The sequence below is a fragment of the Pseudomonas sp. S04 genome, assembly GCF_009834545.1.
In the GTDB taxonomy this organism is placed as follows: domain Bacteria; phylum Pseudomonadota; class Gammaproteobacteria; order Pseudomonadales; family Pseudomonadaceae; genus Aquipseudomonas.
The window spans coordinates 2042189-2067582 of sequence record NZ_CP019427.1; the positions used below are offsets into that span (position 1 = coordinate 2042189).

The following is a 25394-nucleotide window of genomic DNA, read 5'->3' on the forward strand; positions in this document are numbered from 1 at the left end:
CCGATTCATTTGATAAGTTGATTTTTAAGGTGGATTAATAGATAAAACTCGTTAATCCGTGACGTACTTCATAATAAGGAACGCAGATGACCGTCAAGCAGATCCGCGCGTTTCTCGCCGTGGCCCAGAGTTTGAGCTTCGCCGTGGCCTGTGAGCGGCTGCACCTGTCGCAGTCGGCGCTGAGCCTGACCATCAAGGCCCTGGAAGAAAGCCTCGGCGGACGATTGTTCAGCCGCACCACGCGTAATGTCGCGCTGACCCCCGAAGGCGAGTCCCTGCTGCCCCTGGCCCGGCGCCTGATTGCCGACTGGGACAACGCCGAGGACGAAATGCGCCAGCGTTTCACCCTGCAGCGCGGGCGAGTGACCCTGGCGGCGATGCCTTCGTTTGCCGGCAACCTGCTGCCGCCGATCCTCAAGACCTTCCGCGCGCGTTACCCGAAAGTCAACGTCACGGTGAACGACGTGATCAACGAGCAGGTGCTGGAGATGGTGCGCGACCGTCAGGTGGAACTGGGCGTGGCGTTCGAGCCGATGCAGAGTTCATCGCTGCAGTTCACGGCGCTCTATGTCGACCGTTTTGTCGCGGTGATGCCCAGTGATTCGCCGCTGGCCGGTCTCAGCGAAATCGACTGGAACACCCTGCTGGAGCAGCCCTTCATTACCTTGCAGCGTCCGTCGACGGTGCGGGTGATGCTCGAAGAGCACCTGCAAGCGCGCCAGACCCGCCTGCCGGTGGCCTTTGAAAGTCACCAACTGGCGACGGTCGGGCGCATGGTCGCCAGCGGCCTGGGGGTCAGCGCCGTGCCAGCCTTGTGTGCCGCGCAAATGCGCGAACTGGGTGCCCATTGCATCACCTTGGGTGAACCGGTGGTCGAGCGCGCCATCGGCATCCTGACCAAGCCCGGCCACGAACTGTCGGCAGCCGCCCAGGCGCTGTTCGACATCCTCAAGGGTGAGGTACGTCTGTAGTCCTTGTGCCCTGATACCTGCACGATGGGTCTCGAATCGTCCAGGGCAATTCTGATTTTACCCCGACCCGTTCAACACTTCTGGACGCTCGCGCAGAATCACTGACCCTCGTTCTGCAGAGAGACAACGGATGCTCATACCTGCCCATGAACCCTGCTTTATCTTGACCGTCGACGGCCTGTGCTGGACCTACCGGCGCAATGCCCATGGCGATATCTGCGAACAGATCGACCCCCATGGCCAGGTCACCCGCTACCGACACGACGCCGAGGGCCGATTGCAACAAGTATTGGCGGCCGATGGTGCCACCCGGACCTTCAGCTATAACGCCTACGGCAAGGTCAGTGCCGAGCAGGATGAACTGGGCCAGGTCACACGTTACGAGTACGACCGCCACCTGCACCTGATCAGCCGACGGATCAATCCGGATGGCAGCCAGTTGTGCTATCGCCATGACCGCAGCAGTGGGTTGTTGTCGGAGATCGAAAACCCAGTCGGTGAGGTGTATCGGCTGGAGCGGGGCGCCAATGGGCGGATCGAGCAGGAGCGGACTTTTGACGGACGGCGCTTCACATTTGCCTATGATCACCAGGGCCATCTGCTGCAGAAAAGCCAATGGGCGACTGACGGCTGTGCCCTGGTGACGGCGTACCAGCGTGACAGGACGGGGCGCCTGCTGCTCAAGACATTGCCCGACGCCAGCCGGGTGGCCTATGACTACGACCCACAGGGGCGCCTGAGCCGAGTCGACGATGACAGCGACTGGCCACTGATCTTCACCTACGATCTGCAGGGACGGCTGCTCAGCGAGCAGCAGGGCTGGGCCTGTTTGCGCTACAGCTACAACGTTAGCGGCCAGCTCGAGCGCATGCAGTTACCGGACAACCACTGGGTCGATTATCACTTCGCCACCGATGGCAGCCTCGCAGCCATTGGTTACAACGGCGAGCAGCTGTCCAGCCATCACTTCGAGCATGGGCAGGAGCAGCAGCGCCAACAGGGCCGGTTGCTCAGTCAGTATCACTACGACGCACGGGGTCGCCTGCAGGCCCACGCCGTCAATCAGCCAGAGCGTGCGCTGTACTTGCGGCACTACAGTTATGGGGTCAGCGGCAACCTGGCGAGCATCGCCGACAGCCACCACGGTCAGCGCAGTTTTTATTACGACGCCGGCAACCGCCTGGTCCGGGTGCGACACTCACGGGGCGCGCCGGGGCAACAGTTCGCGTACGACCCGTGTGGCAATCGCCTACCGGATCCTGGCGACTGCCATTACGACTACGATGCCTTTGGCAACCTGATCCGCGTACGCCGAGACGGTCAACCTGCGCAGGTGACCCATTACCACTATGACTGCCAGCATCGCTTGAGCGCGGTGGTCCTGCCCAATGGCAGCCGGGCCAGCTACCGCTATGACCCTTTTGGCCGGCGCAGTGCCAAGACTGTCGATGGCAGTACCACCGAGTTCGTCTGGCAAGGGCAACGGCTGGTTGGCGAAATCAGCGGCGATCATCAACGTCACTATCTTTATGAACCCGACACTTTCCGCCCGTTGGCCCTGGTCGAGAGAGGCGCTGCAGGCGATAGCCGCCGGTTCTACTACCAGCTCGATCATCTCGGCACCCCCCAGGAATTGACGGACAGCCATGGCGAAATTGCCTGGGCGGCGGCCTATCAGGCCGGCGGCCAAATAGTCGGTCTTGAGCATTTGGGCCACGAGCCTGTGGAGCAGCCGCTGCGTTTCCAGGGGCAGTACTGCGACGAGGAAACGGGCTTGCACTACAACCGCCATCGCTACTACTGCCCGCACCTGGGGCGTTACCTGACACCGGCCCCGAACCGCCTGGCGGCTGGCCTCAACGCCTATCAGTACGCAGTGAATCCAACGACTTGGGTCAACCCCCTGGGACTCAGCAGCTGCCCGGGAGGTGATGGCCGCAAGCCGCTACTGCAGGTGCATGATCCGTTGGCCAAGGCCGTGGTGGATGAGGCTGAGCCGCAGTTGCCGCAAGCCCTGATACGAGGCATCGGTGAGCGGTGGTGAGGAGGGAGGGCCGTCTGTCCTTTTTTCCTGCACGGGGGCTTTTTTTCACGAAATTCTGACATTCGCAGGTGCAGATTGAACGGACAAAAGGATTTGACCCCATAGACAAAAAGCCCGCCAGATGCGGGTTTTTTGTTGTCAATCTGCCAGCATTCAGGCCTGGCTTGCATCACTGGTTTGTCGTGCCTTGGCGATCGCCGCCTCAATCGCGGCACGTGCCTGCGGGCTGTTCTTCCAGCAGGTGGAGCCGACCACTGCCGACGCCTGGACCACGATTTCGCGGGCATTGGCCTGGCTCAGTTGCAGCAAGGTGGTGAACCCCAGTTGTTCAAGGCGCTGGACCACTGTCGGGCCGACCCCCTTGACGCTTAACAGTGTTTGTTTTTCTTCCGTTGAAAATCCCATAGGGGCTCCTTTTTTGGTGAGCGTTACTGTAGCGCAATGCTCGTTGACGATGGCGTGTGCTTCTGGGATAAACCTGCTGCCCCTGAAAGGACTGCTGCTGCAGTCTGTTGCTGTTCGGCGTAGAGGGCGACCGCGCGCACCAGGTTGCCCGGTTGCAATTGCAGGCGGCGGGCGGTCGACCGATCCACCAGCAGGTTACTGCCATCACGCTGTGCGCGGGCGACGGTGATGCGGCAGTTTTCCAGGCGGCGGTTGTGGATCAGCCACACCGGCGCCTGGTCATCAGGTGAACCGATCAACAGGCTCAGCGGCTGGCTATCGCGCACCGCGCGGATAGTCCCGACCGGGGCTTCGATCACCGGTCCCGCATCAAAGATGTCGACATAACCCTGATGGACGAACCCCTCGGCATCCAGGATCCTGCGGGCCGGCTCGGCGTTTTCATGGGGCTTGCCGATGACGTCCCGGGCCTGTTCGGTGAGCAGGCAGGTGTACAGCGGCTGACGCGGGATCAACTCGGCGATCAACGTTTTGTTGCCCAGCCCCGACAGATGATCGGCATGCCGGAAATCTTGTCGAAAAAAGTGTCGACCCAGGCTGTCCCAGAACGGTGAACACCCTTGCGCGTCGGCGCTGCCACGTAACTCGGCAATCAGTTTGTCGCCGAACAACTGCGGGTACTCGGCGACAAACAGCAGGCGTGCGAGCGACAGCAGTCGGCCGTTGTGGCCCAGGCGATGCGCCGGGTGCAGGAACAACGAGCAGACCTCCGATTGGCCAGTCATGTCATTGTTGAGAAACAGCGTCGGTAACTGTTGTTCGATGCCCAGGCTGGCGGACCGATTGACTGTCAGCCCGACGCGGTAGTTGTACCAGGGCTCGCGCAGGCCTACGGCGCCGCCCAGCGCGCTGACCCCGAGCACTTGCTGGTCGTCGTCCTCGAGCACGAACAGGTAGTCGGCGTCCGCCCGTTCAACCTGACTGGCAAAGGTCCGTTGGGCCCAGCGGATCCGGTGGGCCAGGCGCTCTTCATTGGCCGGCAGGCTGGTGAACCCCGGGCCTGCGCATTGTGCCAAGGCCAGCACGGCCGGCAGGTCGCCGCTGTGTACCGGGCGCACGATCATCGGCCGGTTCCCTGGCCACTCAACACCGGCCTCATAGGGCGACCAATCGCAGCGGGCTGCCGTCAGTCAGATGCAAGGCCGCCAGGGTGGCGGGGTCGAGGGTCACCGGCTCGTCGGCGCTCCAGTCCAGTTCGACCACCATCGCGCGAAAGTCATCCACGGCGTCATTGCAGATCAGGTAGGTGGTCTGGCCCGCGTGCGCGGTGCCTCGGCGGGCGGTCGCCGTGCGGCTGTGGGCAATCGAGCGGATGCTGGGGGTGCGTGCAAACAGCGTCGGGCCGGCGTCGAACAGGTCGACGTAGCTGTTGGTTTCGAAGCCTTCGCGCTCGAGGATGTCGAAGGCTTCCTGGCCCGCGGGATGGACCCGGCCAATGCATGCCTGGGCGTCTGGCGTGAGCATCGGTACATAAATCGGATAATGGGGCATCAGCTCGGCGAGAAAACTGCGGTCCTGCAGCCCACAGAGGCGTTCGGCCTCGACGTAGGACAGGTTGAAAAAGTGCTTGCCCAGGGCATTCCAGAAGGGTGACTCGCCCGCCGCGTCGCTGTAGCCGACGATCTCGGTAATCACCGCTTCGGCAAACCGTTGGGGATGCGCGGCAATGAACATCAGCCGGGCTCGCGAGAGTAGTTCGCAGAAAGCCGTGTGCTGCAGTTCTGCGTCGATGTGCAGGCCGCGCAGCAGGGTGTGGGGGCTGAGGTCCTGGCACAACGACAGCGCCGGTACGCCATGGTGTACGTTCAGTTCCCGGGACGCGCTGATGAAGGGGCGGTTGCGCAGGCTGTAGAACGGTTGCTGGTAGCCGGCGGTGGCGACGATTTCCGCGCAGCCGAGCAAACGCTGGTGCTCCAGGTCGTGCAGGACAAAGCAGTAGTTCTCCCGGCCATTGCTCTGTACCGGGCTGGCAAACGAGCGCTGGGAGTCGCGGATTTTCTGCAGCAGGCAGTGGCTGTCGTCCGGCAAGGACGTGACCCCTACCAGGCTCTCTCGCGCCAGTTGCTGTAACTGGGGCAGATCGGATGGCTCGACTGGGCGTAGGACCAGCATGGATAAACTCCTGTATCAGAACGACCGGGCCACGCTGGCCAGGCTTGACGATCACTGTCGGGTTCCACGCGTTGCAAGTGCGCTGGGTCAACCTCCGTCGACCGCGGGCCATACTAGTTGATCATCCCCAGGTGACGCAGCATTATGCTAGCCGTTCGGCGAGTTTTTCCTGTCACAGCCTGCGAGTGAACCTGCGTGTCGGTAACCCGTTTGACCTTGATTTGCCACGCCCGCACCGTCGCCCAGAAGCGGGCGCGATTGCCTCTGGACGAACCATTGGAAATGGACTGGCAGGCGGCCCGCGGCAGTCGCGCCGGCGCCTTCAAGCGGCCCCCGCTATTACTCGGCGGTGGCGAGACGCGCGTGCGGCAGACCGCTGCGTTGTTCGGCAATGACCTGCGCCATGTGCCGGCGTTGGATGACTGTGATTTCGGTCGTTGGCGCGGCTTGTCCATCGACCACCTGCAACAAAACGAGCCACTGGCGCTGCAGGCCTGGCTCGACGATCCGCATTCGGCACCCCATGGCGGTGAGTCAGTCGCGCAACTGATCCAGCGGGTTGGGTGCTGGCTCGACAGCCTGGGCAGTCACCCCGGGCATTACCTGGCCGTGACTCACCCGTGGGTGATTCGTGCAGCCATGATCCATGTGTTGCAGTGCTCGCCCAGCGCCTTCCAGATGATTGATGTCGAACCCTTGTCCGCCACCGAACTGCGCTTCAACGGCCGCTGGCGCCTGCGCCTGATGGACAGTGGCGCGCCCGTCGAGGAACCCCTGACATGAAGCAGCTCCTGGTGATCGGCATTGGTGCCGGCGACCCTGACTACATCACGATGCAAGCGGTCAAGGCATTGAACCGGGTCGATGTGTTTTTCCTGATGGACAAGGGCCCGAGCAAGGACAGCCTGATCGACCTGCGGCGGGAAATCTGTGCCCGCTATATCAGTCAGCCGGGTTACCGTTTCGTCGAGGCCCACAGTCCACAACGCAGGCCTGATGCTCTCGACTACAGCGCCAGTGTGCAGGCGCTCAATCGCGACAAGCAGCAGACCTTCGAGCGGCTGATCAACGAGCAAATGGCCGACGATGAATGCGCGGCGTTTCTGGTGTGGGGGGATCCGGGTTTGTACGACAGCACCCTGCGTATCCTGCAGGCAATTCTCGACGCTGGTCGCTGCACCTTTGACTACGAGGTGATCCCCGGTATCAGCAGCGTCCAGGCCCTGGCGGCGCGGCACAAAGTGGCGTTGAACCGCATCGGCGGCGCCGTCGAGATCACCACCGGGCGGCGCCTGGCAGCGGGGCAGGTGAGTGCGGCCGACAGTCTGGTGGTGATGCTGGACGCGCAAGATGCCTACCAGCAGGTGGTGGATCAGGAGCAGCAAATCTACTGGGGCGCCTACCTGGGCACCGCGGATGAAATCCTCATCGCCGGTAAACTCAAGGACGTCGCCGACCAGATCGAGCAGGTCAGGCAGGCGGCGCGACTAGCCAACGGCTGGATCATGGACACCTACCTGATCCGCCAGCCCGACTAGCTGCCGTACACCGGCCAGGGCGTCAGTAGACCCAGACCTCGACCCGGCGATTCTTGATCCGGCCTTCGTCGTCACTGTTGGCGGCCACCGGCATCTGCGCACCAAAACCGCGAATGTCGCGCAGCACCACGCCGTTCTTCACCAGTTCACGGCGTACCGCCATGGCCCGCAGTTTCGAGAGCAGGGCGGCGCGTTCCGGATCGGTCTTGGCGTCACCGAATCCCACCAGGCTCACCTGTCTGTCGAGCTTACCGTGCTGCTTGAGGTAGTCGAGTACCCGGGACAGGTCCTGGCGTGCCTTGTTGTCGAGGCTGGCGCTGCCTTCCTCGAAACGAAAGTTGACCGTCAGCCGTTGCGCCTTGGCGGCAAGCGCCTGATAACCCTCGGGCATCTGCCGGCTGGCCGTGACATCCATGGCGTGCACGGTCTGCGCGACAAACCCGTTGGCAGCCACCAGCGCCTGGCCCTGGCGGCTTTGGGCAAAACCTATCAGTGCCGTGGCCCAGGGATTGCGCGCGGTCGGTGGCACATAGAAGTACAGCCGCCGCGACAGTGGATAGTCCTCGGTGGCGATCAGGCTGGTGAGTGGCAGCATGGGCTGCGAGGCACCGTCGACGATCGCCACCGCCTTGGCCTGGCGCACGTAGGGCAGGCCGATGAAACCAATGCCCTGGCGGTCCTGGCTGACGGCGTCGGACAACTGTTCACTGGATTCGAAGCGGCTTGCCGAGCGGGCAAGGGTTTTACCGCGGCCACTGAGTACCAGGTCCTTGAAGGTATCGTAGGTGCCCGACTGATCATCGCGCGCGTAGAGATGAATCGGTCCGCCGACGCCGCCGAGTTCTTCCCAGGTGCGAACCTCGCCGCTGAAAATCCGCGCCAGTTGCTCGGTGTTCAACTGGTTCAACGGGTTGTGCGGGTGCAGGATAATGGCCAGGCCGTCGATGGCGATCACTTGTTCGGCCGTAGGGCTTTTCAAGTCGCCAAGGCCTTCCAGTGCCACCAGTTCGCTGTCCTTGATCGGGCGCGAAGAGGCTGCCAGATCGGCGCTGGTGGTGTGCAGGGCGAGGAAACCGGTGCTGGAGCCGTGGGCGGCGATGTCGATAATCACCCGTTGCCCTTGGGCCGTCTGGCCCACCAGCCGCTGTTCGTTGGGGTTGTCCTGGGGTTCGCTGTGCACCTTGAGCAAACCTTGTTCTTCCATCAACCCCTTGGCCAGTGCCGGCCCCAGAGCCGCCCCAATGGTGTTGGAACCCTGGATACGCAACACCACGCCGTTACCGGGCAGCGGCAATGCGGTGGCGAAGGCCGACGGGGACAACAGGCTGCATAACAGCAGCGGCAACAGGGCACGCAACATGGAGCCGGCACCTTTGGCGGGCAAGGGAGGTGCCGGGACATTAAGACATTCAGGTTACGCAGATGTGACAGGGAGCGGCCTAGCTCAGCTCCAGCCAGATCGGCGCATGGTCCGAAGGTTTTTCCATGCCGCGCAGGTCGTAGTCGACACCGGCGGCCTTGATCCGTGGCAGCAAACCTTGGGACGCCATGATCAAGTCGATGCGCAGGCCACGCTTGGGCTCGTCTTCAAAGCCGCGACTGCGGTAGTCGAACCAGCTGAAGCGGTCGGCAACGTCCGGGTTGAGGTGGCGGAAGCTGTCCACCAGGCCCCAGTTTTTCAGGCGGGCCATCCACTCGCGTTCCTCAGGCAGGAAGCTGCACTTGCCGGTCTTCAGCCAGCGCTTCATGTTGTCCGGGCCGATGCCGATGTCGCAGTCCTCTGGGGAGATGTTGACATCGCCCATCACCACCAGCGCCTGGTTGTTGCTGAACTGAGTTTCCAACAGGTTTTGCAGGTCACTGTAGAACCGCGCCTTGGCCGGGAACTTGGTGGGGTGGTCGCGGCTTTCACCCTGTGGGAAATAGCCGTTCATGATGGTCACCGGCGTCCCGTTGGCGTCGGCGAAGGTGCCCCAGATGAAGCGGCGCTGGGCGTCTTCTTCATCGCTGGCAAACCCCTTGTGGATCGCCAAGGGTTCCTGGCGCGAAAGCATGGCGACGCCGTAGTGACCTTTCTGCCCGTGGTAATACACGTGGTAGCCCAGCGCCTGGACTTCGGCGAGCGGGAACTGGTCGTCGTGGACCTTGGTTTCCTGCAGGCCGATGACGTCTGGCTGGTGCTTCTCGATCAGTGCCGCCAATTGATGGGGGCGGGCGCGCAGGCCGTTGATGTTGAACGAGACGATCTTCATGGTCGGCAGTCCTGGCAAAACTGCGATGCTAGCTGACATGTAGGATCGGAGCCAGCGTGGCAGTAGTTCCTATGCGCTGCTAATGTCTGTGGGCGTGGGAACGATCACAGCAGTGCCGGGCTCGTACTTACAAGAGCGGGGTCATTTGCGCCGCGCCAAGGGGAGATAAACCTCATGCCTGAAACATCGACCGCCATCGCGGACATCCATCGGCTCGACAGCGGCTACTCGCGTGAAGCGCGCTCATTGCTGTACCAGGCCTATCGCCACGAACCCACCTTCAAGTTTCTGTTTGAGGCCGAGCGCCCCGGCTATGAGCAGCGGGTACGGGCGACGGTGCGCGAACTGGTCAAGCAGCATTTTCTCCAGGATCTGCCCGCCATCGGCCTGCTGGTCAATGACCGCTTGATCGGCATCGCGCTGATCGCGCCGCCGCAGCGGCGCCTGGGCATTACCGAAAGCTGGGCCTGGCGCCTGCGCATGGTGCTCAGCACGGGTTTTCGCTGCACCCGGCGCTATCTGGACTATCACGCGGCCGTGGCTGCCTGCGTGCCATCGGACTCGGTGCACGTGCTGCCGTTGCTGGGGATTCATCCGCAATTCCAGGGTCAGCATTTCGGCGAGCAACTCCTGCAAGCCGTGCACAATTGGTGCGCGGTAGACGAGCATTCCCAGGGGGTGGTGCTCGACACCGGGAATCCGCGTTATCTGGAGTTCTATAAGCGTCAGGGGTATGAGGAGATTGGCGAGGTGGCGGTAGGGCCTGTACTTGAGCACGTGTTTTTCCACGCCAATCCGCAGGTGTTACATAGCGCAACAGCCTAAGGTCGAACTTTTGTTCAGAATGTTCGCTCTATCACGCTCCCAAGCTCGTGATAGCATCCGCGCCTATGAAGTTTCCAGGAAGATTTACCAGTGGCGTGCTCATGCTGATCAGCAGCGCAGCGGCCCTGGCGCAAAGTGAATTGGACGTCAGGATCAAACCGTCCAATGACGAGCTGAAGGCCAACATCGAAGGCTATATCGGCGATCTCGGCGAACGCGATGAAGAAGCCCTGTTGCGCTTCAGTCGCGGTGCCGAGGAGCAGGCGCGCAAGGCCGCCCAGGCCTTGGGTTACTACCAGCCGCAAATCGAAAGCGAAGTCAAAGACGGCAAGTCACCCCGACTGGTGTTGAATATCGACCCCGGCGAGCCGGTACGCCTGCGCTACGTGACTATCCAGATTCTGGGACCAGCCGCGACCCTCAAGTCCTTTCGTGTGCCCCAGAGCGACGTGCTCAAGCCCGGCGCCGTGCTCAATCACGGCCACTATGAAGACGCCAAGCGGCTGATCCAGAACCAGGCCTCGCGCTTCGGCTTTTTCAGTGGTCGCTTTACCAGCCAGAAGCTTTCCGTCGACCCTCGGGCCGGTGTTGCCGACATCGACCTGGTCTATGACAGCGGCCCGCGTTATGCGCTGGGCAAGGTCAGCTTTGCCGGCGATACGCCCTTCGACGAGGACCTGCTGCAACGCATGGTGCCGTTCAAAAGTGGCGCGCCTTATGATTCCGAGTTGATCGCCGAGCTCAACCAGGCCCTGCAATCGTCGGGCTATTTCGAGTCCGTGCGGGTGGATGCCGCGCCGACCACTGCCGCCAACGATGTAATTCCCGTGGCCGTCACCCTCGACACCCGTAAACCCCGGACCATGGGCCTGGGCCTGGGTTATTCGACGGACGTCGGGCCGCGAGCCAAGGCCAACTGGACACGCCACTGGGTCAATCCCGAAGGCCACAGCTATGGCTGGGAGGCCGAGCTCTCGGCGCCACGGCAGAACGTCGGCCTGTGGTACGACGTGCCGCTGGACCCGCCGTTGACCGACAAGTTGCGGTTTGCCGGGGGCTATCAAAATGAAGAACTGGCCAACACCGACAGCTTGAGCAAACTGCTGACCCTGGGGCCGGAATGGCACAGCAAGTTGCCCAGCGGCTGGCAACGGGTGATCTCGTTGAAATGGCAGCACGAGGAGTATCGCCTGGGCGATGACTCGGGGATCAGTAACCTGTTGATGCCGGGCGTGAGTTATTCCTACCTGCGCAGTGACAACCGGATCGATCCGCACAACGGTTATCGCCTGCAATTTGACAGCAAGGTGGCCAAGGAAGGGCTGGGCTCGGACAACAACCTGTTATACGGCACCGCCCTGGCCAAGGGCCTGACCACGGTGCTGGACAACCACCGATTCCTCGCGCGTGCACAGATCGGGGGTTCGGCCACCAATGGCTACAAATCGATTCCGCCATCGCTGCGCTTCTTTGCCGGTGGTGACCAGAGCGTGCGCGGTTATGACTACCAGAGCCTGTCGCCGGAAAACTCCGACGGCGACCGCGTAGGCGGACGCTACATGGTCTCCGGCAGCCTGGAGTACCAATACTCGGTTGCCGAAAAATGGCGAGTCGCAACCTTCGTCGACCAAGGCAACTCGTTCAACGACTTCGAACTGCCGAGTCTCAAGACTGGGGTCGGCATGGGTGTGCGCTGGGTTTCGCCAGTCGGCCCGATCCGTCTCGACCTGGCCCATGCGCTGGATGACCCCGGCGGTATTCGTCTGCATTTTTCCATGGGGCCTGAGCTGTGAAGCGTGGTTTGAAAATAGCGTTGCTGGCCGTGCTGTCACTGGTGGTCCTGGTGCTGCTGGCGGTGGTGAGCCTGTTGGGAACCCAAGCCGGCAGCCGCTGGGCACTGAGTCAGGTGCCGGGTTTGAGCGTGGAGAATTTCCAGGGCCGCCTGGCCGGCCAGTGGAGTGCCGATCATGTGCTGTGGCAGCAGGGCCAGGACCGGGTTGAGCTGATCAAGCCACTGCTGGCCTGGTCGCCGTTGTGCCTGACGCGCATGACCCTGTGCATCGAGCAATTGCACGCCGAGCAGGTGGTCCTGCAGTTTGCGCCGAGTACCGAGCCAAGCAGCGGGCCGATCAGCTTGCCGGAGTTGAAACTGCCGCTGGCGATCGAGCTGGGCGAGGTGCGAATCGGCAGCCTGCTGCTGGACGGCAGCGAGCAACTCAAGGACCTGCAACTGGTAGCGTACTGGACGGCGCAAGGGTTGCAGATCGACGCGTTGCGTCTGCAGCGCGATGACCTGCACCTGGAACTGACCGGGCTGCTGCAACCGACCGGCAACTGGCCGCTGAGTGCCAGCGGCAATCTGACTATGCCGATGCCCGGCAACACGCCCTTGGCACTGACGCTGAAGGTCAATGGCAACCTGCTGCAAACCCTCAACCTCGAGGCCGACAGCAGCGGTTACCTGCAAGGCCGTCTGACCGGCGAGCTGCAGCCGCTGGCCGACAACCTGCCGGCCAAGGTGCGCATTACCGCCGATGGTTTCAAGGCCAGTGCCGACCTGCCGGACACCCTGCAACTCAATCAGCTTGAGCTCAGCGGTAGCGGTGACCTGAAAAACGGCTATCAACTGCTGGGCAAGGCCAGCTTGCCGGCCGAGGACGGACCGGTGGCCCTGCTACTGCAAGGCAAGGTCGACGCCAAGGGTGCACAGATCGCCGGGCTGGATCTCAACGCCAACGATCAGCAAAGCCTCAAGCTGACCGGCCAGATCGATTGGTCCGAGGGCCTGGTCGCCGAGGCGAAGATCGACTGGCTGGATTTCCCCTGGCACCGTTTGTATCCGCTGATCGACGAGCCTGAGGTGGCGCTGCGCAGCTTCAACGGTGAGGTGGCGTACCGCGACGGTAACTACCTGGGCAACTTCAAGGCAGCGTTGGACGGTCCGGCCGGGGCCTTCAGCCTGAGCAGCCCGTTCAGTGGCGACCTGACGCAAATCTTCCTGCCGCAACTGCAATTGGTCGCAGGGCAGGGCAAGGCCGCAGGACATTTGAACCTGAAGTTTGCCGACGGCATCGCCTGGGACACCGCGCTTGACCTGTCGGCGCTCAACCCGGCGTACTGGCTGGCGGAGCTGCCGGGCACCCTGGCCGGGCCTTTGCGCAGCAAGGGCGAGATGCGCAATGAACAACTGAGCCTGAGTGCCGACCTTGACCTCAAGGGCAAGCTGCGTGGCCAGCCGGCGGTGTTGCAAGCCAAGGCCGACGGCGCGGGCGAGCGCTGGAACCTCAGTGCCTTGCAGATCCGCCTGGGCGAGAACCGCATCGATGGCAGCGCCAGCCTGCAGCAAACACTCAGCGGCCAACTCGATATCAAGGCCCCGCGTTTGGGCCAGCTGTGGCCGCAGTTGCGCGGTCAACTCAATGGCCGGCTCGACGTCGCAGGCACAGTGCAGGCGCCCCAGGGCAAGCTCGCCCTGCAGGGTGTGCAGTTGGCCCTGGACGACAATCGCCTGAAAAGCCTCAACCTCGACGCCACTCTCGACAGCGCACAACGGGCGCAGATCGACCTCAAGGGCAGCGGCATAACGGTCGGCGATAACCAGTTGGGCACCCTGACGGCCACTGGCACGGGCACCCTCAAGCAGCAGAAGCTGCAACTGGACCTGCAAGGCCCATTGCTGAAATTGGCGCTGGGCCTGGACGGCAACCTGGACCAAGGCAACTGGCGTGGACGCCTGGCCAGCGGCGACATTCAGGCCGGCGGCCAGGACTGGCAACTGCAGGGGCCGGCGAAAATCGAACGCCTGGCCGATGGCAAGCTGACCTTCGGCGCCCACTGCTGGACGTCTGGCCCCGCCAGTTTGTGTGGCGAGGATCAGCGCCTGATGCCCGAGCCGAAACTGCGCTATCACCTCAAGCAATTCCCCATCGACAGCCTGGCGCAATGGCTGCCCAAGGATTTCGCCTGGCAGGGCAAGCTCAACGCCGACGTGCAACTGGACCTGCCGGCCAGCGGGCCGAAAGGCCAGGTGCTGGTGGACGCGAGCGGCGGCACTTTGCGCATGAAGGAAAAGGACCAGTGGCTGGATTTCCCTTACCAGACACTGAAACTCACCAGCACCCTGAACCCCAAGCGTATCGACACCCAACTGAATTTTGTCGGCGGCAAGCTGGGTGAGCTGATGGTGCAGGCGCAGATCAACCCGCTGCCTAAAAACAAACCCCTGAGCGGCTCGTTCCGCCTCAGTGGGCTGGACCTCTCGGTGGCGCGGCCGTTTGTGCCAATGGTCGAGAAACTGGCCGGCCGCCTGAACGGCAGCGGCACCTTGTCCGGTGGGCTATTGGCGCCCAAGGTCAACGGTAACCTGACCTTGAGCGAGGGTGAGATTTCCGGGCCACAACTGCCGACGCGGTTCGAGGCCCTGCAGTTGCAGGCGCAGATTGCCGGCGAAAGCGTGCAGCTCAACGGTGGCTGGAAAAGCGGCAAGAGCGGGCAGGGCAGCCTCACGGGCCAGGTGGACTGGGGGCAGGCCCTGGTGGTCGACCTCAGCCTGCGGGGCAGCCAACTGCCGGTGAGCGTCGAACCCTACGCGGCCCTGGAAGTGGCGCCGGACCTGAAGATCTCGATCAAGGACGACAAGCTGGCGATCACCGGCAAGGTGCTGGTGCCCAAGGGCGAGATCACAGTGCGCGAGTTGCCACCATCGACGGTCAAGGTCTCCGATGACACGGTGATCGTCGGGCACCAGACCGAAGAGGGCAAGGCACCTATGGCCATGGCCATGGATGTCGAAGTGATAGTCGGCGAAGACCGGCTCAGCTTTGCCGGTTTTGGCCTGACCGCCAACCTCAAGGGGCACGTGCATATCGGCGACAACCTCGACACCCGGGGCGAATTGTGGCTCAACGACGGGCGTTACCGCGCCTACGGCCAGCGCCTGACTGTACGCCGTGCACGGCTGCTGTTCGCCGGGCCCATTGACCAGCCGTACCTGGACATCGAAGCGATTCGCCAGACCGACGACATCATTGCCGGTATCCGCCTGAGCGGCAGCGCCGAGCAGCCGACTACGCAGATTTTCTCGGAGCCGGCGATGAGCCAGGAGCAAGCATTGTCCTACCTGGTGCTCGGCCGTCCGCTGAGCACCAACGGTGAAGACAACAACATGCTTGCGCAAGCGGCGCTGGGCCTGGGGTTGATGGGCAGCTCGGACCTCACCGGGAGCTTGGCGAAGAACCTTGGCATCGATGATTTCCAGCTCGACACCGAGGGCAGCGGCACCGCCACCAGTGTGGTCGCCAGTGGTGACATTACCGAGAAGCTCAGCCTGCGTTATGGCGTTGGTGTGTTTGAGCCGGCCAACACCATTGCCTTGCGCTACAAGCTGAGCAAAAAGGTCTATCTGGAAGCCGCCAGCGGGATCGCCAGTTCGTTGGACATCTTCTATAAGCGGGATTTCTGAGGGCTCGGCCTTGTTGAGCTGAAAGGAGCTGTTATCGTTTGGTCTTGGTCTTGTGGGTATATCCGTTGCTGCGGTAATGGCGGCTTAAGGTTTCGCCCTTACGGCGAGGCACTTTTGTCAAACGACACAAAAGTACCCAAAAAGTCTTGCCCCAGCGTTCGGCCCCTCGCTAAGGCTCGGGGTCCCTTCGCTACGGTATCCATCCGGGGGCATCGCCTACGGTTTGCTTCGCTGCACCTCCTCTCGATGCATGCGGCTTCGCCGCACGGCGCTACGCGCCTCCCCCCTGATGGACACCTTCGCTCAGCCTGCCGAAGGGGCGGGTGGATCAAGATCAAAAGCCAGAGCACGGCGACCTGACAGTCGGCCTGAGTGGTAAGAGCGGACGAGGCGGCCTACCGGCCGGCCTGTTTGCCCTGGTGTCGCGTTCCCTTGTGGGAGCGGGCTTGCCCGCGATGACGATCTCCGCCAAACCACAGATCTCGGCAATCCCCCAATCCCCGCCGCCCTTCAACGCACCGATTTCCCTTATTTAAACCTTTACTCATCCTGCCGACGGTGCAGGTGGATCAAGCGTCAAAGTCGGCCTGGTTTTTTCTGGTGTCGTATTCCCTGTGGGAGAGCCGGGCGGCGCTTCGCTTGTTCGCGATAGCGGTCCGGCGACTGCCTATTTTATAAATTGCAAAGCTTGCTAACTATTTCCTTTGACATTCACTGCCTAGGCAGTAATATCTCGACACATATTCACTGCCTAGGCAGCCAATAGGTCGTCAGATGAAACATTTTTCCCCGGAAAACTTTCGCAATTGCCACCTCGGTCTCCTGCTGGGGCGCGCCGCCTTGCTCAAGGATCGGATCATCGACACCCACATGGAACCCCACGGCATTACCGCCGCGCAGTTCAAGGTGTTGATCATCATGGCCCAGTACGGCGTCGACACCCCGGCCGAGTTGTGCCGCCATCTGTCCCTGGATAGCGGTTCGATGACCCGCATGCTCGACCGTCTGGAGCACAAAGGCCTGCTGGTCCGCCAACGCTGTGCAGATGACCGGCGCCTGGTGCGCCTGGGCCTGACCGAGGAAGGCCAGGTGCTGGCCGACAAGTTGCCGGGCATTGGCGTCAACGCGATGAACCAGTTGGCCGGCGCCCTCGACTCCGAGGAGTTGCAGACCCTGGAAGCCATCCTCAAGAAAATTTTGCTGGCCGCCGGTGATCCCATCACCGTGCTGCGGGTAGGTGACCAATGAGCGATAAAACCCTGGGTTCCCGACTGGCCCTGGTGCTGATGGCCATGAGCCTGGCCGGGTGTGCCAACTACAGCGGCCTGACCACCGAAGGTGTGAGCCTTGATGCAAAAGCCCTGCAGGCCGGGCAATCCCTCAACGGTGTGACGCTGTCGGCGGCGGCCTGGCCGAAAAACGACTGGTGGCAGAGCCTGGGCGATCCGCAATTGGACGGGTTGATCCGCGAAGCCCTGCGTGACAGCCCGGATATGCAGATCGCCAGCGCCCGGGCCCATCAGGCCAGTGCCGCTGCCGGTGCGGCGAATGCTGCGCGCATGCCGACCCTGGATGCCAGCACCGGTATCCGCCGCGAGCGGTTGGCCCAGTATCAGGACCCGACCTTGCAGGGTGACTCCTACGACACCATGCGCAGCCTCGGCGCGACCTTCAATTACACCTTCGATCTGTGGGGCGGCCAGCGTGACGCCTGGGAGGCTGCGTTGGGCCAGGCCCGGGCCGCCGAGGTCGATCGCCAGGCGGCACAGTTGACCCTGGCCGCCGACGTTGCCCGCGCCTACAGCGACCTGGGCCAGGCCCATATCGTCCACGACCTGGCCACTGAAGACCTCAAGCGCACCCGGCAATTGCTGACCCTGAGCCAGCGGCGCCTCAGCGCCGGCATCGACAGCCAGTATCAGTACCAGCAGAACCAGAGCCTGGAGGCGAGCTCCGAGGCTTCGCTGATCGATGCCGAGAAAAACCTGCAGAGCGCCAAAATCGCCCTCGCAGTGTTGCTCGGCAAAGGCCCGGATCGGGGTAACGAAATCACCCGGCCGCACATTCTGCAAGCCAGCGCCGTGGCCTTGCCCTCGGTGTTGCCAGCCGAACTGCTGGGCCGCCGCCCGGACCTGGTCGCGGCGCGCTGGCGAGTCGAGGCGGCGAGCGAGAGTATTGATGCCGGCAAGACCACTTTCTACCCCAACCTCAACCTGAGCGCCGCGGCCGGGGTCGAGTCGTTGCTGGGCAACGCGATGTTTGGTTCGACCAGCCGCTTCTTCAACGTCGCCCCGACGATTTCCCTGCCGATTTTCGACGGTGGTCGCCTGCGCGCCGACCTCGATGCCAAGGATGCCGACTACGACCTGGCGGTGGCGCAGTACAACAAAAGCCTGGTCAAGGCGCTGGGGGAAGTCAGCGACAGCCTGTCCCAGTTGCGTGACGTCGGTCGGCAGATCGTCGCCCAGCAACACGCCACCGACATTGCCCAGGACTCCTACAACACCGTGCTGGAGCGCTATGGCTCCGGCGTCGGCAACTACCTGGACGTGCTCAGCATCGAGCAGCAACTGCTCGGCGCCGAGCGTCAGTTGGCGAACCTCAATGCCGAACAGATCGATCTGTCGATCCAACTGATGCAGGCCCTGGGTGGCGGCTTTCATGGCGACAGCCTGGCTGCGGCCGGCCCATCCCCGGCGCCTGCCACGCGCAATCAATAATTCAAGGTACTAGTCATGGCCAACGTGCAGAACACCCCGACTCCTGAAACCGCCCAAGACACGGGCAATCCCGGTAAACGCAAGTTCATGCTGCTGGTGCTGACACTGCTGGTGGTCCTGGGCTGCCTCGGCGTCTGGGGCTGGCATCACCTCTACGGGCGCTGGAACGAAAGCACCGATGACGCCTATGTGAACGGCAACGTGGTGGCAATTACCCCGCTGGTCACCGGCACCGTGGTCAGCATCGGCGCGGACGAGGGCGACCTGGTCCAGGAAGGCCAGGTGCTCGTCAACTTCGACCCCAACGACGCCGAAGTCGGCCTGCAAAGTGCCCAGGCCAACCTGGCGCGCACGGTGCGCCAGGTACGTGGCCTGTACAGCAATGTCGATGGCATGAAAGCCCAGGTCAATGCGCAGAAGGCGGAAGTGCAGAAGGCCCAGGAAAACTACAGCCGACGCAAAAGTCTCGCCGCCGGCGGGGCGATTTCCCAGGAAGAACTGTCCCATGCCCGGGATGACCTGACCTCGGCGCAAAACGCCCTGGCCAATGCCCAGCAACAATTCCAGACCAGCAGCGCGTTGGTGGACGACACCGTGGTGTCCTCCCATCCGGACGTGCAGGCGGCTGCCGCGCAATTGCGCCAGGCCTACCTGACGAAGGCCCGCAGCACCCTGATCGCCCCGGTCACCGGCTACGTGGCCAAGCGCACCGTGCAACTGGGGCAACGGGTGCAGCCGGGCACGGCCTTGATGGCGGTGATCCCCCTCGACCAGTTGTGGATCGACGCCAATTTCAAGGAAACCCAGCTGCGCGACATGCGCATCGGCCAAGCGGTGGACATCGAAGCCGACCTCTATGGCAGCGATGTGAAGTACAGCGGCACCATCGACAGCCTCGGTGCAGGCACCGGCAGTGCGTTTGCCTTGTTGCCGGCGCAGAACGCCACCGGTAACTGGATCAAGATCGTGCAGCGAGTGCCGGTACGCATCCACATCAACGCCGAGCAACTAGCCAAGCATCCGTTGCGCGTCGGCCTGTCGACCCTGGTCAAGGTCGACCTGCGCGACCAGAGCGGCCCGGTGCTGGCGCAGCAACCGCCGCAAAAGGCTTCGTTCAGTACTTCCATCTATGAGCGCCAGTTGGCCGACGCCGACGCGCTGATCAGTCGCCTGATCCACGACAACAGTTCAGTGGCGAGTAAAACTGCTCAACGCTGATTTCGCCAATCCGACCGCTGCGCCGCCTCCAGGGCGCAGCGCCTGCCTCGATTCAAAGGATTCGCGATGAGCAATAACGCGTCTTTCACCCCGCCCAGCCTGCTGCTCGCGACCATCGGCCTGTCGCTGGCGACCTTCATGCAGGTGCTCGACACCACCATCGCCAACGTGGCGTTGCCGACGATTTCCGGCAACTTGGGCGTGAGCTCGGAGCAGGGCACCTGGGTGATTACCTCGTTTGCCGTGAGCAACGCGATTGCCTTGCCGCTGACCGGCTGGCTGAGCCGGCGCTTTGGCGAGGTCAAGTTGTTCCTGTGGGCGACCATCCTGTTCGTGCTGGCCTCGTTCCTGTGCGGTATTTCCACCTCGATGCCGGAGTTGATCGGCTTTCGTGTGCTGCAAGGGCTGGTGGCCGGTCCTCTGTACCCGATGACCCAGACCTTGCTGATCGCAGTCTATCCGCCGGCCAGGCGCGGCATGGCCCTGGCGTTGCTGGCGATGGTCACGGTGGTGGCGCCGATTGCCGGGCCGATCCTCGGGGGCTGGATCACCGACAGCTACAGCTGGCCGTGGATCTTTTTCATCAACGTGCCCATCGGGATCTTCGCAGTGATGGTGGTCCGCCAGCAGCTCAAGGCCCGTCCTGTGGTCACCAGTCACCAGCCGATGGACTACGTGGGGTTGATCAGCCTGATCGTCGGCGTGGGGGCATTGCAGATCATCCTCGACAAGGGCAATGACCTGGACTGGTTCGAGTCGAATTTCATCCTGATTGGCGCGGCCATTTCGGTGATTGCCCTGGCGGTGTTCGTGATCTGGGAAATGACTGACAAGCACCCGGTGGTCAATCTGCGGCTGTTTGCCCATCGCAACTTTCGCATTGGCACCATTGTGCTGGTCTTGGGCTACGCCGGGTTCTTCGGCATCAACTTGATCCTGCCGCAGTGGCTGCAGACCCAAATGGGCTATACCGCGACCTGGGCCGGCCTGGCGGTGGCACCGATCGGTATCCTGCCGGTGCTGATGTCGCCATTTGTCGGCAAGTACGCGCACAAGTTCGACCTGCGCCTGTTGGCCGGACTGGCGTTCCTGGCGATTGGCCTGAGCTGCTTCATGCGCGCCGGGTTCACCAATGAGGTGGACTTCCAGCACGTAGCGCTGGTGCAGCTGTTCATGGGCATTGGCGTGGCGCTGTTCTTCATGCCGACCCTGAGTATCCTGATGTCGGACCTGCCACCCCAGCAGATCGCCGACGGCGCCGGACTGGCGACCTTCCTGCGGACCCTGGGCGGCAGCTTCGCGGCCTCTCTGACCACCTGGATCTGGATCCGCCGGGCCGACCAGCATCACGCCTACCTGAGTGAACACCTGAGCACCTTCGACCCGGCCACCCGCGAGGCCCTCAATACCCTGGGGGGCGCCGGCACCCCGGCTTACGCCCAGCTCGACCAGGTCCTGACCAGCCAGGCCTACATGCTGTCCACCGTGGACTACTTCACGCTGCTGGGCTGGGGGTTTGTCGGTTTGATCCTGCTGGTATGGCTGGCCAAACCGCCGTTTTCAGCGAAGGCCGGACCCGAAGCGAGTGGGCATTGAACGGCGTCTGGCAAAGTGCAGCGCCGGGCGCAGCACTTTGCCAGGGGGAGGGGATCAGTAGTGGTAGCGGCACATCACGATCTGTAACTCGTCGCCCTCCATGGCGTATACGAGACGGTGTTCGGCCGTGATCCTGCGGGACCAGAATCCGCTCAGGTTATGCTTGAGCGGTTCGGGTTTGCCTGGTCCGCTAAAGGGCTCTCGCTGAGTCGCCTTGATCAACAGGTTGATCCGCTTCAGCCCGGCTTTGTCGTTCTGCTGAAACCAGAGGTAGTCCTCCCAGGCTTGAGGGGTGAACACAATCGTCATTCTTCAATGAGCTGCCTGGTCTTGGCTTTGCCCGCTCGCAAACTGTTGATCGATTTGATCAGGCGTTCGGCATTGGCCGGGGTGCGCAGCAGATAGGCGGTTTCTTCCAGGGCGTTATATTCGGCCAGCGACATCATCACCACGGGCTCACCTTTCTGTCGTGTTACCAGTAGGGGCGCGCGATCCTCGTTGACTCTGTCCATGGTTTCTGCCAGGTGAGCCCTGGCGTTTGTGTAGTTGATGGTTTCCATCCTGTGATCCTCACGTGATGGAAAAACCGTACAGAAATGCGTACATGTTGGCAAGGGAATACCTATAGAGGGTTGGAAAGAATTCAGGGCTTGGTTAAGTGACCTCAATTAAGCGCTTTCTGCTCTTTCACCGTCTCCAGGATGCGTCCTTGAAAAATGTCGGCTCGATCTGATTAAAGCCGGATAAAACTCGAAAACATCCTCAGGCCCGGCGCACTTCGTTGGTGCTGCCGGGTGGTTTTCCTACAGATGATCTATAGCTCAGTCGATCAGGCGCTTCTGGAAGAAGTAGCGCTTGCTCCCCGGCGGATAGTCGACAATCCGTCCGACTTCGGTGAAGCCCAGTTTGCTGTAGAACCCAGGCGCCTGGAATTCGAAGGTGTCGAGGTACATGCCGATGCAGCCTTTGTCCCGGGCCAGTTGCTCGGCCATGTGCATCAGCCGGGCGCCTATGCCCTGGCCACGTAGCTGTTCCTGCACGGACAGCAGGTCGATGAACAGCCATTGGTAGAACATTTTCCCGTAGAGCCCACCGAGGATCGCTTCGCTGTGTTCATCGCGCACCAGCAAGGCGATTTCCTGATAGTGGCCGTCACCGGCATGGGCAATGTTGTGGGCGCGCAGCGGGTCGAGAATGGCCTGGCGTTCTGCGGGTTGCGGGTCTTGGGTTACTTCGATGCGCACGGGCATGGTCGACGTCCTTGTGTCGGGGAAGGGGGATGCAGGCGCAGCCTAGCGTGTGGAACGGGTTGTAGGAAAGTCGCTGGGGCGTTTACGTTCAAAAAAAAAGCCCGCATGGGGGGATGCGGGCTGAATGTTCCTTGGATGTGCGTGCTGACTATAAGGGGCCAACTGGGCGGGCAGGGTGAAGAAATTTTCATCTGCCCGACCGTTCGTCCGCTGGCCAGCACCTTGGCGGGCTGGCCCTCTCAAAGCGGTATGGCTCGTGCGTCGGCCTCTCGACCGTTCACCCGCTGGTGTCCACGACGAGAAGCGGCGGGTGTAAGTTGAGTGCGGGCTTATCGACTTCAATGGAGGTGGCTATGAGTATGCCCATGCTAAATAAAATGCACATGAACGGTTATGAACTGGTGAGCGTCAACAGCGGCCCCTGGCGGGTCTGCACGCAGCGCGACCGGATCGGCACCTTTGCCACCCGGGAAGAGGCGCTGGCATTTGCCGCCTCACTGCCGGGCTACAAACCCCGCACGGCACCGACTGCCAACCGCTAGGCACGCGCTGGCTCGCGATGGACCTCAAGCAACCCGCAGGCGTGTTCAATCCCCCGCGGCGTGCTGCAGTCCATCGCGAACCGGTGCGCTGTTGCACCATCATGATTTGCGCCGGTCAGGGCCGGTCGGGTTGCCGGTGTCGAGCAGTCGGCGCTCTATCAGCACGTTCTGCAGGGCCTGACGGTCGGTGGGAGCCAGTTGATGCTGGCGTTCCTTGAGCTCCAGCAGAATCGGGTTGGACCAGGTGCGATAGGTCCGCTCGGCCTGTTGAATCGGGTTCATCTTCGTCTCCCAGACAAGATGGTGCACGAGTAGGGCTGCAGGGCATACCGCGCACAGGCTAGTCGAGAAACCCGCTACTCGCCAGGCGCGGGCGGGTCAGCCATTACCCTTTTCATCGCCGCCCCTGAGGACCTTGCCGATGGGTGTGATCAACCCCGGATGATGGTTACGCACGTTGCCCACGGCACTGTCGACCTTGAACCATTCAAAGGCCTCGGCAGGCTCCGCTTCGTGCAGCACCATCTGCTCGGCACGTTCCTTGGGCATCCCCAGGTTGAGCCATTCCCGGGCCAGTTCCGGCGACAGCACCAGCGGGCGCCGGTCATGCAGGTCGACCAGGCCGCCCACGCTGTCGGCGGTGATGATCACAAAGCCGTCATCGGCTCGCGGCTCGCGCCCACCCGCCGGGTATTGGCCAATGGCAGCGCAAAGGATCGGCGCCCGGTCGCGGCGCCGGATCAGGTACGGCTGTTTGTTCGGACCGCCTTCGTAGACCCACTCGAACCAGTTGTCGATGGGGGTGATGGCGCGATGCGGCCAGATCGCCCGGAAGAACGCGCCGTGGGCCACTTTTTCTACCCGGGCGTTGATTGGCAAGGCGTGGTCGGTGGACCAATGGGGTCGCCATCCCCAACGCACGCGATCGGCGTGCAGGGTTTCTCCCTCGAGATGAATCAGGGCGACCTGGGTGGTCGGCGCGACGTTGTACTGCGCCAGTGCATCGTCGCCCAGGGTGTTGACCAGGGCGTTGGGCATGCCGAGGGCTGCGACAAAGTCGTGAATGCCGCGGTACTGTGAAAGTCTTCCGCACATTGGAAAGCCCTCCGCTGGAGCTTTGAGCTTAGTCCAAGGGCGAGCGCAGGGTTTTGGCCTGGGTTACAGATCTCCAACAATCAATCTGTTTATCCCGCCCCCGGCGCCTTTCTACAATGGCGCACGATCTTCAGGAGATGGGCAGATGAGTGTGCGCACGCGAATGGCCACGGTGGAGGATGTCGAAAGCCTGTTCGAGATTCGCACTTCAGTGGCGCAGAACCACTTGAGCCGGGAGCAGATGGACGCGCTGGGTATAACCGCGCAAGTGTTGAATTCGGCGATCAAGGAGGGGCCTTGTGTGTGGATCGCAGAGGTCGATGAACGGCCGGTGGCGTTTTCCATGATTGACCGGGACGAAGGCGAGGTGTTTGCCATGTTTGTCCGCCCGGCCTATGAAAATAGAGGCCTGGGGCGCCTGTTGATGGCCGCCGCCGAAGCCGAACTGTTCCGGGCCCATGAGCGCATTTTCCTGGTGACCGATGGCCGTCAGGAAATCCGCGCCAATGGCTTTTATCAGCGCCTGGGCTGGACGGTGGTGGCCAGGGTGGATGCCCGGGATGTGCGTTATGAAAAACGCCGGCCACTGGCCTGACACCGGCGGGCTCATGCGGAGCGGCGCAAATGACTGGCGGTGTTGTCCAGGGCCAGGTTGACCTGGAGCCACTCAAAATCTGCACAGGGCAGGCAATGGTGCCTGGCGATTTCTTCGGCGCGCTGGGGCGAGAGCATCGGGTCAAGCCATTCGTTGGCATGGTCCGCTGCCAGCACCAGTGGCCTGCGGTGGTGAATGCGGGTTATGCGCGTGTCACCAGCGGTGGTCAGGATCACAAAGCCGCCCCCCTGGTGCGGTGCATCTCCACGATGGATGTGGGCCAGTGCGGCAAAGAACATCGGCTGACGACTTCGCAGGCGCATGAAATACAGGTGCGGGGTATGCGGCGCTTGCGCATCATCCACCCACTCGTACCAGCCATCGCTGGGCACTACGGCCCGGCCATTGGGCCAGAGCAACCTGAAATCGGTCTGCGTCGAAACGGTTTCCACCGGCATCTGCACTGAATCAGGTTGCTTGCCGCGTGCCCCAAAAGGCGCCCAACCCCAACGCACGGCATCAATATGAAGCCCGTCCTCGCAACCGTGCAGGACCTGCGCGCACTTGGCTGGCGCGACGTTGAATGGCCGCAGCGACTGGTTCTGGTAGCCGGTAGGCACCGCGCCTTTGGGGTTTAACGCTGCGATGAAGGCCGCCATGCCCTCGTGCTGAACAAAATGACCACACATAGTTCACCTGCCCGTCGGATG

At 62.4% G+C, this 25394-nt stretch carries 24 protein-coding genes; 13 read left to right on the forward strand and 11 right to left on the reverse strand.

Annotated features, from left to right (window positions below; translation table 11 throughout):
- Positions 1–86 precede the first annotated feature (86 nt).
- Positions 87–971: a LysR family transcriptional regulator gene (locus tag PspS04_RS09145; RefSeq protein ID WP_159994719.1), complete on the forward strand. Its 885-nt coding sequence runs from the start codon at positions 87–89 to the stop codon at positions 969–971.
- Positions 972–1101: 130 nt separating this feature from the next.
- On the forward strand, positions 1102–3015 hold the full coding sequence (locus PspS04_RS09150; RefSeq protein WP_159994721.1) for an RHS repeat-associated core domain-containing protein: 1914 nt from the start codon (positions 1102–1104) through the stop codon (positions 3013–3015).
- A gap of 153 nt (positions 3016–3168) precedes the next feature.
- Here PspS04_RS09150 and PspS04_RS09155 read toward each other — a convergent pair whose 3' ends face one another.
- Genes PspS04_RS09155 through PspS04_RS09165 form a run of 3 tightly spaced genes read right to left on the reverse strand, consistent with a single transcriptional unit; the run spans position 3169 to position 5592 of the window.
- Entirely contained in the window at positions 3169–3420 is a 252-nt protein-coding gene (locus PspS04_RS09155; protein WP_095169303.1) for a Pathogenicity locus, read from the reverse strand.
- A 23-nt stretch (positions 3421–3443) separates the two neighbouring features.
- A complete protein-coding gene (astA, locus tag PspS04_RS09160; protein WP_159994723.1) occupies positions 3444–4544 on the reverse strand; it encodes an arginine N-succinyltransferase in 1101 nt (366 codons plus the stop codon).
- 31 nt (positions 4545–4575) lie between these two features.
- Entirely contained in the window at positions 4576–5592 is a 1017-nt protein-coding gene (locus PspS04_RS09165) for an arginine N-succinyltransferase (RefSeq protein ID WP_159994725.1), read from the reverse strand.
- A gap of 195 nt (positions 5593–5787) precedes the next feature.
- Here PspS04_RS09165 and PspS04_RS09170 point away from each other — a divergent pair, with 195 nt between their 5' ends.
- The gene (locus PspS04_RS09170; protein WP_159994727.1) at positions 5788–6375 is read left to right on the forward strand and encodes a histidine phosphatase family protein; all 588 of its coding nucleotides are present in this window, start codon (positions 5788–5790) and stop codon (positions 6373–6375) included.
- Positions 6372–7130: a precorrin-6A synthase (deacetylating) gene (gene cobF / locus PspS04_RS09175; RefSeq protein ID WP_159994729.1), complete on the forward strand. Its 759-nt coding sequence runs from the start codon at positions 6372–6374 to the stop codon at positions 7128–7130. Before PspS04_RS09170 ends, cobF begins: the two co-directional genes overlap by 4 nt.
- Before the next feature lie 22 nt (positions 7131–7152).
- Here cobF and PspS04_RS09180 read toward each other — a convergent pair whose 3' ends face one another.
- Positions 7153–8490 (reverse strand): substrate-binding domain-containing protein, encoded by a 1338-nt coding sequence (locus PspS04_RS09180; RefSeq protein ID WP_159994731.1) that lies wholly within the window; start codon positions 8488–8490, stop codon positions 7153–7155.
- Between the two features lie 79 nt (positions 8491–8569).
- The gene (gene xthA / locus PspS04_RS09185; RefSeq protein ID WP_159994733.1) at positions 8570–9382 is read right to left on the reverse strand and encodes an exodeoxyribonuclease III; all 813 of its coding nucleotides are present in this window, start codon (positions 9380–9382) and stop codon (positions 8570–8572) included.
- A 174-nt stretch (positions 9383–9556) separates the two neighbouring features.
- On the opposite strand from xthA, the gene PspS04_RS09190 reads away from it, so the two are divergent.
- The 7 genes from PspS04_RS09190 (at position 9557) to PspS04_RS09220 (ending at position 21202) form a co-directional block, all read left to right on the forward strand.
- Complete coding sequence (locus PspS04_RS09190) at positions 9557–10207, forward strand: GNAT family N-acetyltransferase (protein ID WP_095169296.1); 651 nt, start codon at positions 9557–9559, stop codon at positions 10205–10207.
- 65 nt (positions 10208–10272) lie between these two features.
- Entirely contained in the window at positions 10273–12000 is a 1728-nt protein-coding gene (locus PspS04_RS09195) for an autotransporter assembly complex protein TamA (protein ID WP_159994736.1), read from the forward strand.
- Positions 11997–15668 carry a translocation/assembly module TamB domain-containing protein gene (locus tag PspS04_RS09200; RefSeq protein WP_159994738.1) on the forward strand — a complete coding sequence of 1224 codons (3672 nt, stop codon included), beginning with the start codon at positions 11997–11999 and terminating at the stop codon, positions 15666–15668. The genes PspS04_RS09195 and PspS04_RS09200 overlap by 4 nt, the downstream gene beginning before the upstream one ends.
- A gap of 774 nt (positions 15669–16442) precedes the next feature.
- Positions 16443–16916, forward strand: coding sequence for a MarR family winged helix-turn-helix transcriptional regulator (locus PspS04_RS09205; RefSeq protein WP_095169293.1), 474 nt, complete (start codon positions 16443–16445; stop codon positions 16914–16916).
- A complete protein-coding gene (locus PspS04_RS09210; RefSeq protein WP_159994740.1) occupies positions 16913–18388 on the forward strand; it encodes an efflux transporter outer membrane subunit in 1476 nt (491 codons plus the stop codon). The genes PspS04_RS09205 and PspS04_RS09210 overlap by 4 nt, the downstream gene beginning before the upstream one ends.
- 15 nt (positions 18389–18403) lie before the next feature.
- Positions 18404–19606: an HlyD family efflux transporter periplasmic adaptor subunit gene (locus tag PspS04_RS09215; protein WP_159994742.1), complete on the forward strand. Its 1203-nt coding sequence runs from the start codon at positions 18404–18406 to the stop codon at positions 19604–19606.
- A gap of 66 nt (positions 19607–19672) precedes the next feature.
- Positions 19673–21202 carry a DHA2 family efflux MFS transporter permease subunit gene (locus tag PspS04_RS09220; RefSeq protein ID WP_095169290.1) on the forward strand — a complete coding sequence of 510 codons (1530 nt, stop codon included), beginning with the start codon at positions 19673–19675 and terminating at the stop codon, positions 21200–21202.
- 54 nt (positions 21203–21256) lie between these two features.
- Here PspS04_RS09220 and PspS04_RS09225 read toward each other — a convergent pair whose 3' ends face one another.
- The 3 genes from PspS04_RS09225 to PspS04_RS09235 all read right to left on the reverse strand — a co-directional run bounded on the left by PspS04_RS09225 (position 21257) and on the right by PspS04_RS09235 (position 22452).
- Positions 21257–21511, reverse strand: coding sequence for a Txe/YoeB family addiction module toxin (locus PspS04_RS09225; RefSeq protein WP_159994744.1), 255 nt, complete (start codon positions 21509–21511; stop codon positions 21257–21259).
- On the reverse strand, positions 21508–21762 hold the full coding sequence (locus PspS04_RS09230; protein ID WP_159994746.1) for a type II toxin-antitoxin system prevent-host-death family antitoxin: 255 nt from the start codon (positions 21760–21762) through the stop codon (positions 21508–21510). The genes PspS04_RS09225 and PspS04_RS09230 overlap by 4 nt, the downstream gene beginning before the upstream one ends.
- 261 nt (positions 21763–22023) lie before the next feature.
- The gene (locus PspS04_RS09235; protein ID WP_159994748.1) at positions 22024–22452 is read right to left on the reverse strand and encodes a GNAT family N-acetyltransferase; all 429 of its coding nucleotides are present in this window, start codon (positions 22450–22452) and stop codon (positions 22024–22026) included.
- 353 nt (positions 22453–22805) lie between these two features.
- Here PspS04_RS09235 and PspS04_RS09240 point away from each other — a divergent pair, with 353 nt between their 5' ends.
- Complete coding sequence (locus PspS04_RS09240) at positions 22806–22994, forward strand: SPOR domain-containing protein (protein WP_159994750.1); 189 nt, start codon at positions 22806–22808, stop codon at positions 22992–22994.
- Between the two features lie 99 nt (positions 22995–23093).
- On the opposite strand, the gene PspS04_RS09245 is transcribed toward PspS04_RS09240, so the two are convergent.
- The gene (locus tag PspS04_RS09245) at positions 23094–23276 is read right to left on the reverse strand and encodes a hypothetical protein (RefSeq protein WP_095169287.1); all 183 of its coding nucleotides are present in this window, start codon (positions 23274–23276) and stop codon (positions 23094–23096) included.
- A 96-nt stretch (positions 23277–23372) separates the two neighbouring features.
- Complete coding sequence (locus tag PspS04_RS09250; protein WP_159994752.1) at positions 23373–24089, reverse strand: SOS response-associated peptidase family protein; 717 nt, start codon at positions 24087–24089, stop codon at positions 23373–23375.
- 145 nt (positions 24090–24234) lie between these two features.
- Here PspS04_RS09250 and PspS04_RS09255 point away from each other — a divergent pair, with 145 nt between their 5' ends.
- Entirely contained in the window at positions 24235–24684 is a 450-nt protein-coding gene (locus tag PspS04_RS09255) for a GNAT family N-acetyltransferase (protein ID WP_095169285.1), read from the forward strand.
- A gap of 11 nt (positions 24685–24695) precedes the next feature.
- Here the strand turns inward: PspS04_RS09255 and PspS04_RS09260 are convergent, their stop codons facing one another.
- On the reverse strand, positions 24696–25373 hold the full coding sequence (locus PspS04_RS09260; protein WP_095169284.1) for an SOS response-associated peptidase family protein: 678 nt from the start codon (positions 25371–25373) through the stop codon (positions 24696–24698).
- Positions 25374–25394 lie beyond the last annotated feature (21 nt).

Excerpts from the sequence above, each read along its gene's own strand:
- PspS04_RS09195 (WP_159994736.1), top strand. The coding sequence starts at position 10,273 with ATGAAGTTTCCAGGAAGATTTACCAGTGGCGTGCTCATGCTGATCAGC.
- PspS04_RS09235 (WP_159994748.1), bottom strand. The coding sequence starts at position 22,452 with ATGCCCGTGCGCATCGAAGTAACCCAAGACCCGCAACCCGCAGAACGC.
- PspS04_RS09190 (WP_095169296.1), top strand. The coding sequence starts at position 9,557 with ATGCCTGAAACATCGACCGCCATCGCGGACATCCATCGGCTCGACAGC.
- PspS04_RS09245 (WP_095169287.1), bottom strand. The coding sequence starts at position 23,276 with ATGAACCCGATTCAACAGGCCGAGCGGACCTATCGCACCTGGTCCAAC.
- PspS04_RS09205 (WP_095169293.1), top strand. The coding sequence starts at position 16,443 with ATGAAACATTTTTCCCCGGAAAACTTTCGCAATTGCCACCTCGGTCTC.
- PspS04_RS09150 (WP_159994721.1), top strand. The coding sequence starts at position 1,102 with ATGCTCATACCTGCCCATGAACCCTGCTTTATCTTGACCGTCGACGGC.
- PspS04_RS09180 (WP_159994731.1), bottom strand. The coding sequence starts at position 8,490 with ATGTTGCGTGCCCTGTTGCCGCTGCTGTTATGCAGCCTGTTGTCCCCG.
- astA (WP_159994723.1), bottom strand. The coding sequence starts at position 4,544 with ATGATCGTGCGCCCGGTACACAGCGGCGACCTGCCGGCCGTGCTGGCC.
- PspS04_RS09155 (WP_095169303.1), bottom strand. The coding sequence starts at position 3,420 with ATGGGATTTTCAACGGAAGAAAAACAAACACTGTTAAGCGTCAAGGGG.
- PspS04_RS09210 (WP_159994740.1), top strand. The coding sequence starts at position 16,913 with ATGAGCGATAAAACCCTGGGTTCCCGACTGGCCCTGGTGCTGATGGCC.
- PspS04_RS09165 (WP_159994725.1), bottom strand. The coding sequence starts at position 5,592 with ATGCTGGTCCTACGCCCAGTCGAGCCATCCGATCTGCCCCAGTTACAG.
- PspS04_RS09225 (WP_159994744.1), bottom strand. The coding sequence starts at position 21,511 with ATGACGATTGTGTTCACCCCTCAAGCCTGGGAGGACTACCTCTGGTTT.
- PspS04_RS09220 (WP_095169290.1), top strand. The coding sequence starts at position 19,673 with ATGAGCAATAACGCGTCTTTCACCCCGCCCAGCCTGCTGCTCGCGACC.
- PspS04_RS09215 (WP_159994742.1), top strand. The coding sequence starts at position 18,404 with ATGGCCAACGTGCAGAACACCCCGACTCCTGAAACCGCCCAAGACACG.
- PspS04_RS09230 (WP_159994746.1), bottom strand. The coding sequence starts at position 21,762 with ATGGAAACCATCAACTACACAAACGCCAGGGCTCACCTGGCAGAAACC.
- PspS04_RS09260 (WP_095169284.1), bottom strand. The coding sequence starts at position 25,373 with ATGTGTGGTCATTTTGTTCAGCACGAGGGCATGGCGGCCTTCATCGCA.
- xthA (WP_159994733.1), bottom strand. The coding sequence starts at position 9,382 with ATGAAGATCGTCTCGTTCAACATCAACGGCCTGCGCGCCCGCCCCCAT.
- PspS04_RS09255 (WP_095169285.1), top strand. The coding sequence starts at position 24,235 with ATGAGTGTGCGCACGCGAATGGCCACGGTGGAGGATGTCGAAAGCCTG.
- cobF (WP_159994729.1), top strand. The coding sequence starts at position 6,372 with ATGAAGCAGCTCCTGGTGATCGGCATTGGTGCCGGCGACCCTGACTAC.
- PspS04_RS09240 (WP_159994750.1), top strand. The coding sequence starts at position 22,806 with ATGAGTATGCCCATGCTAAATAAAATGCACATGAACGGTTATGAACTG.
- PspS04_RS09145 (WP_159994719.1), top strand. The coding sequence starts at position 87 with ATGACCGTCAAGCAGATCCGCGCGTTTCTCGCCGTGGCCCAGAGTTTG.
- PspS04_RS09250 (WP_159994752.1), bottom strand. The coding sequence starts at position 24,089 with ATGTGCGGAAGACTTTCACAGTACCGCGGCATTCACGACTTTGTCGCA.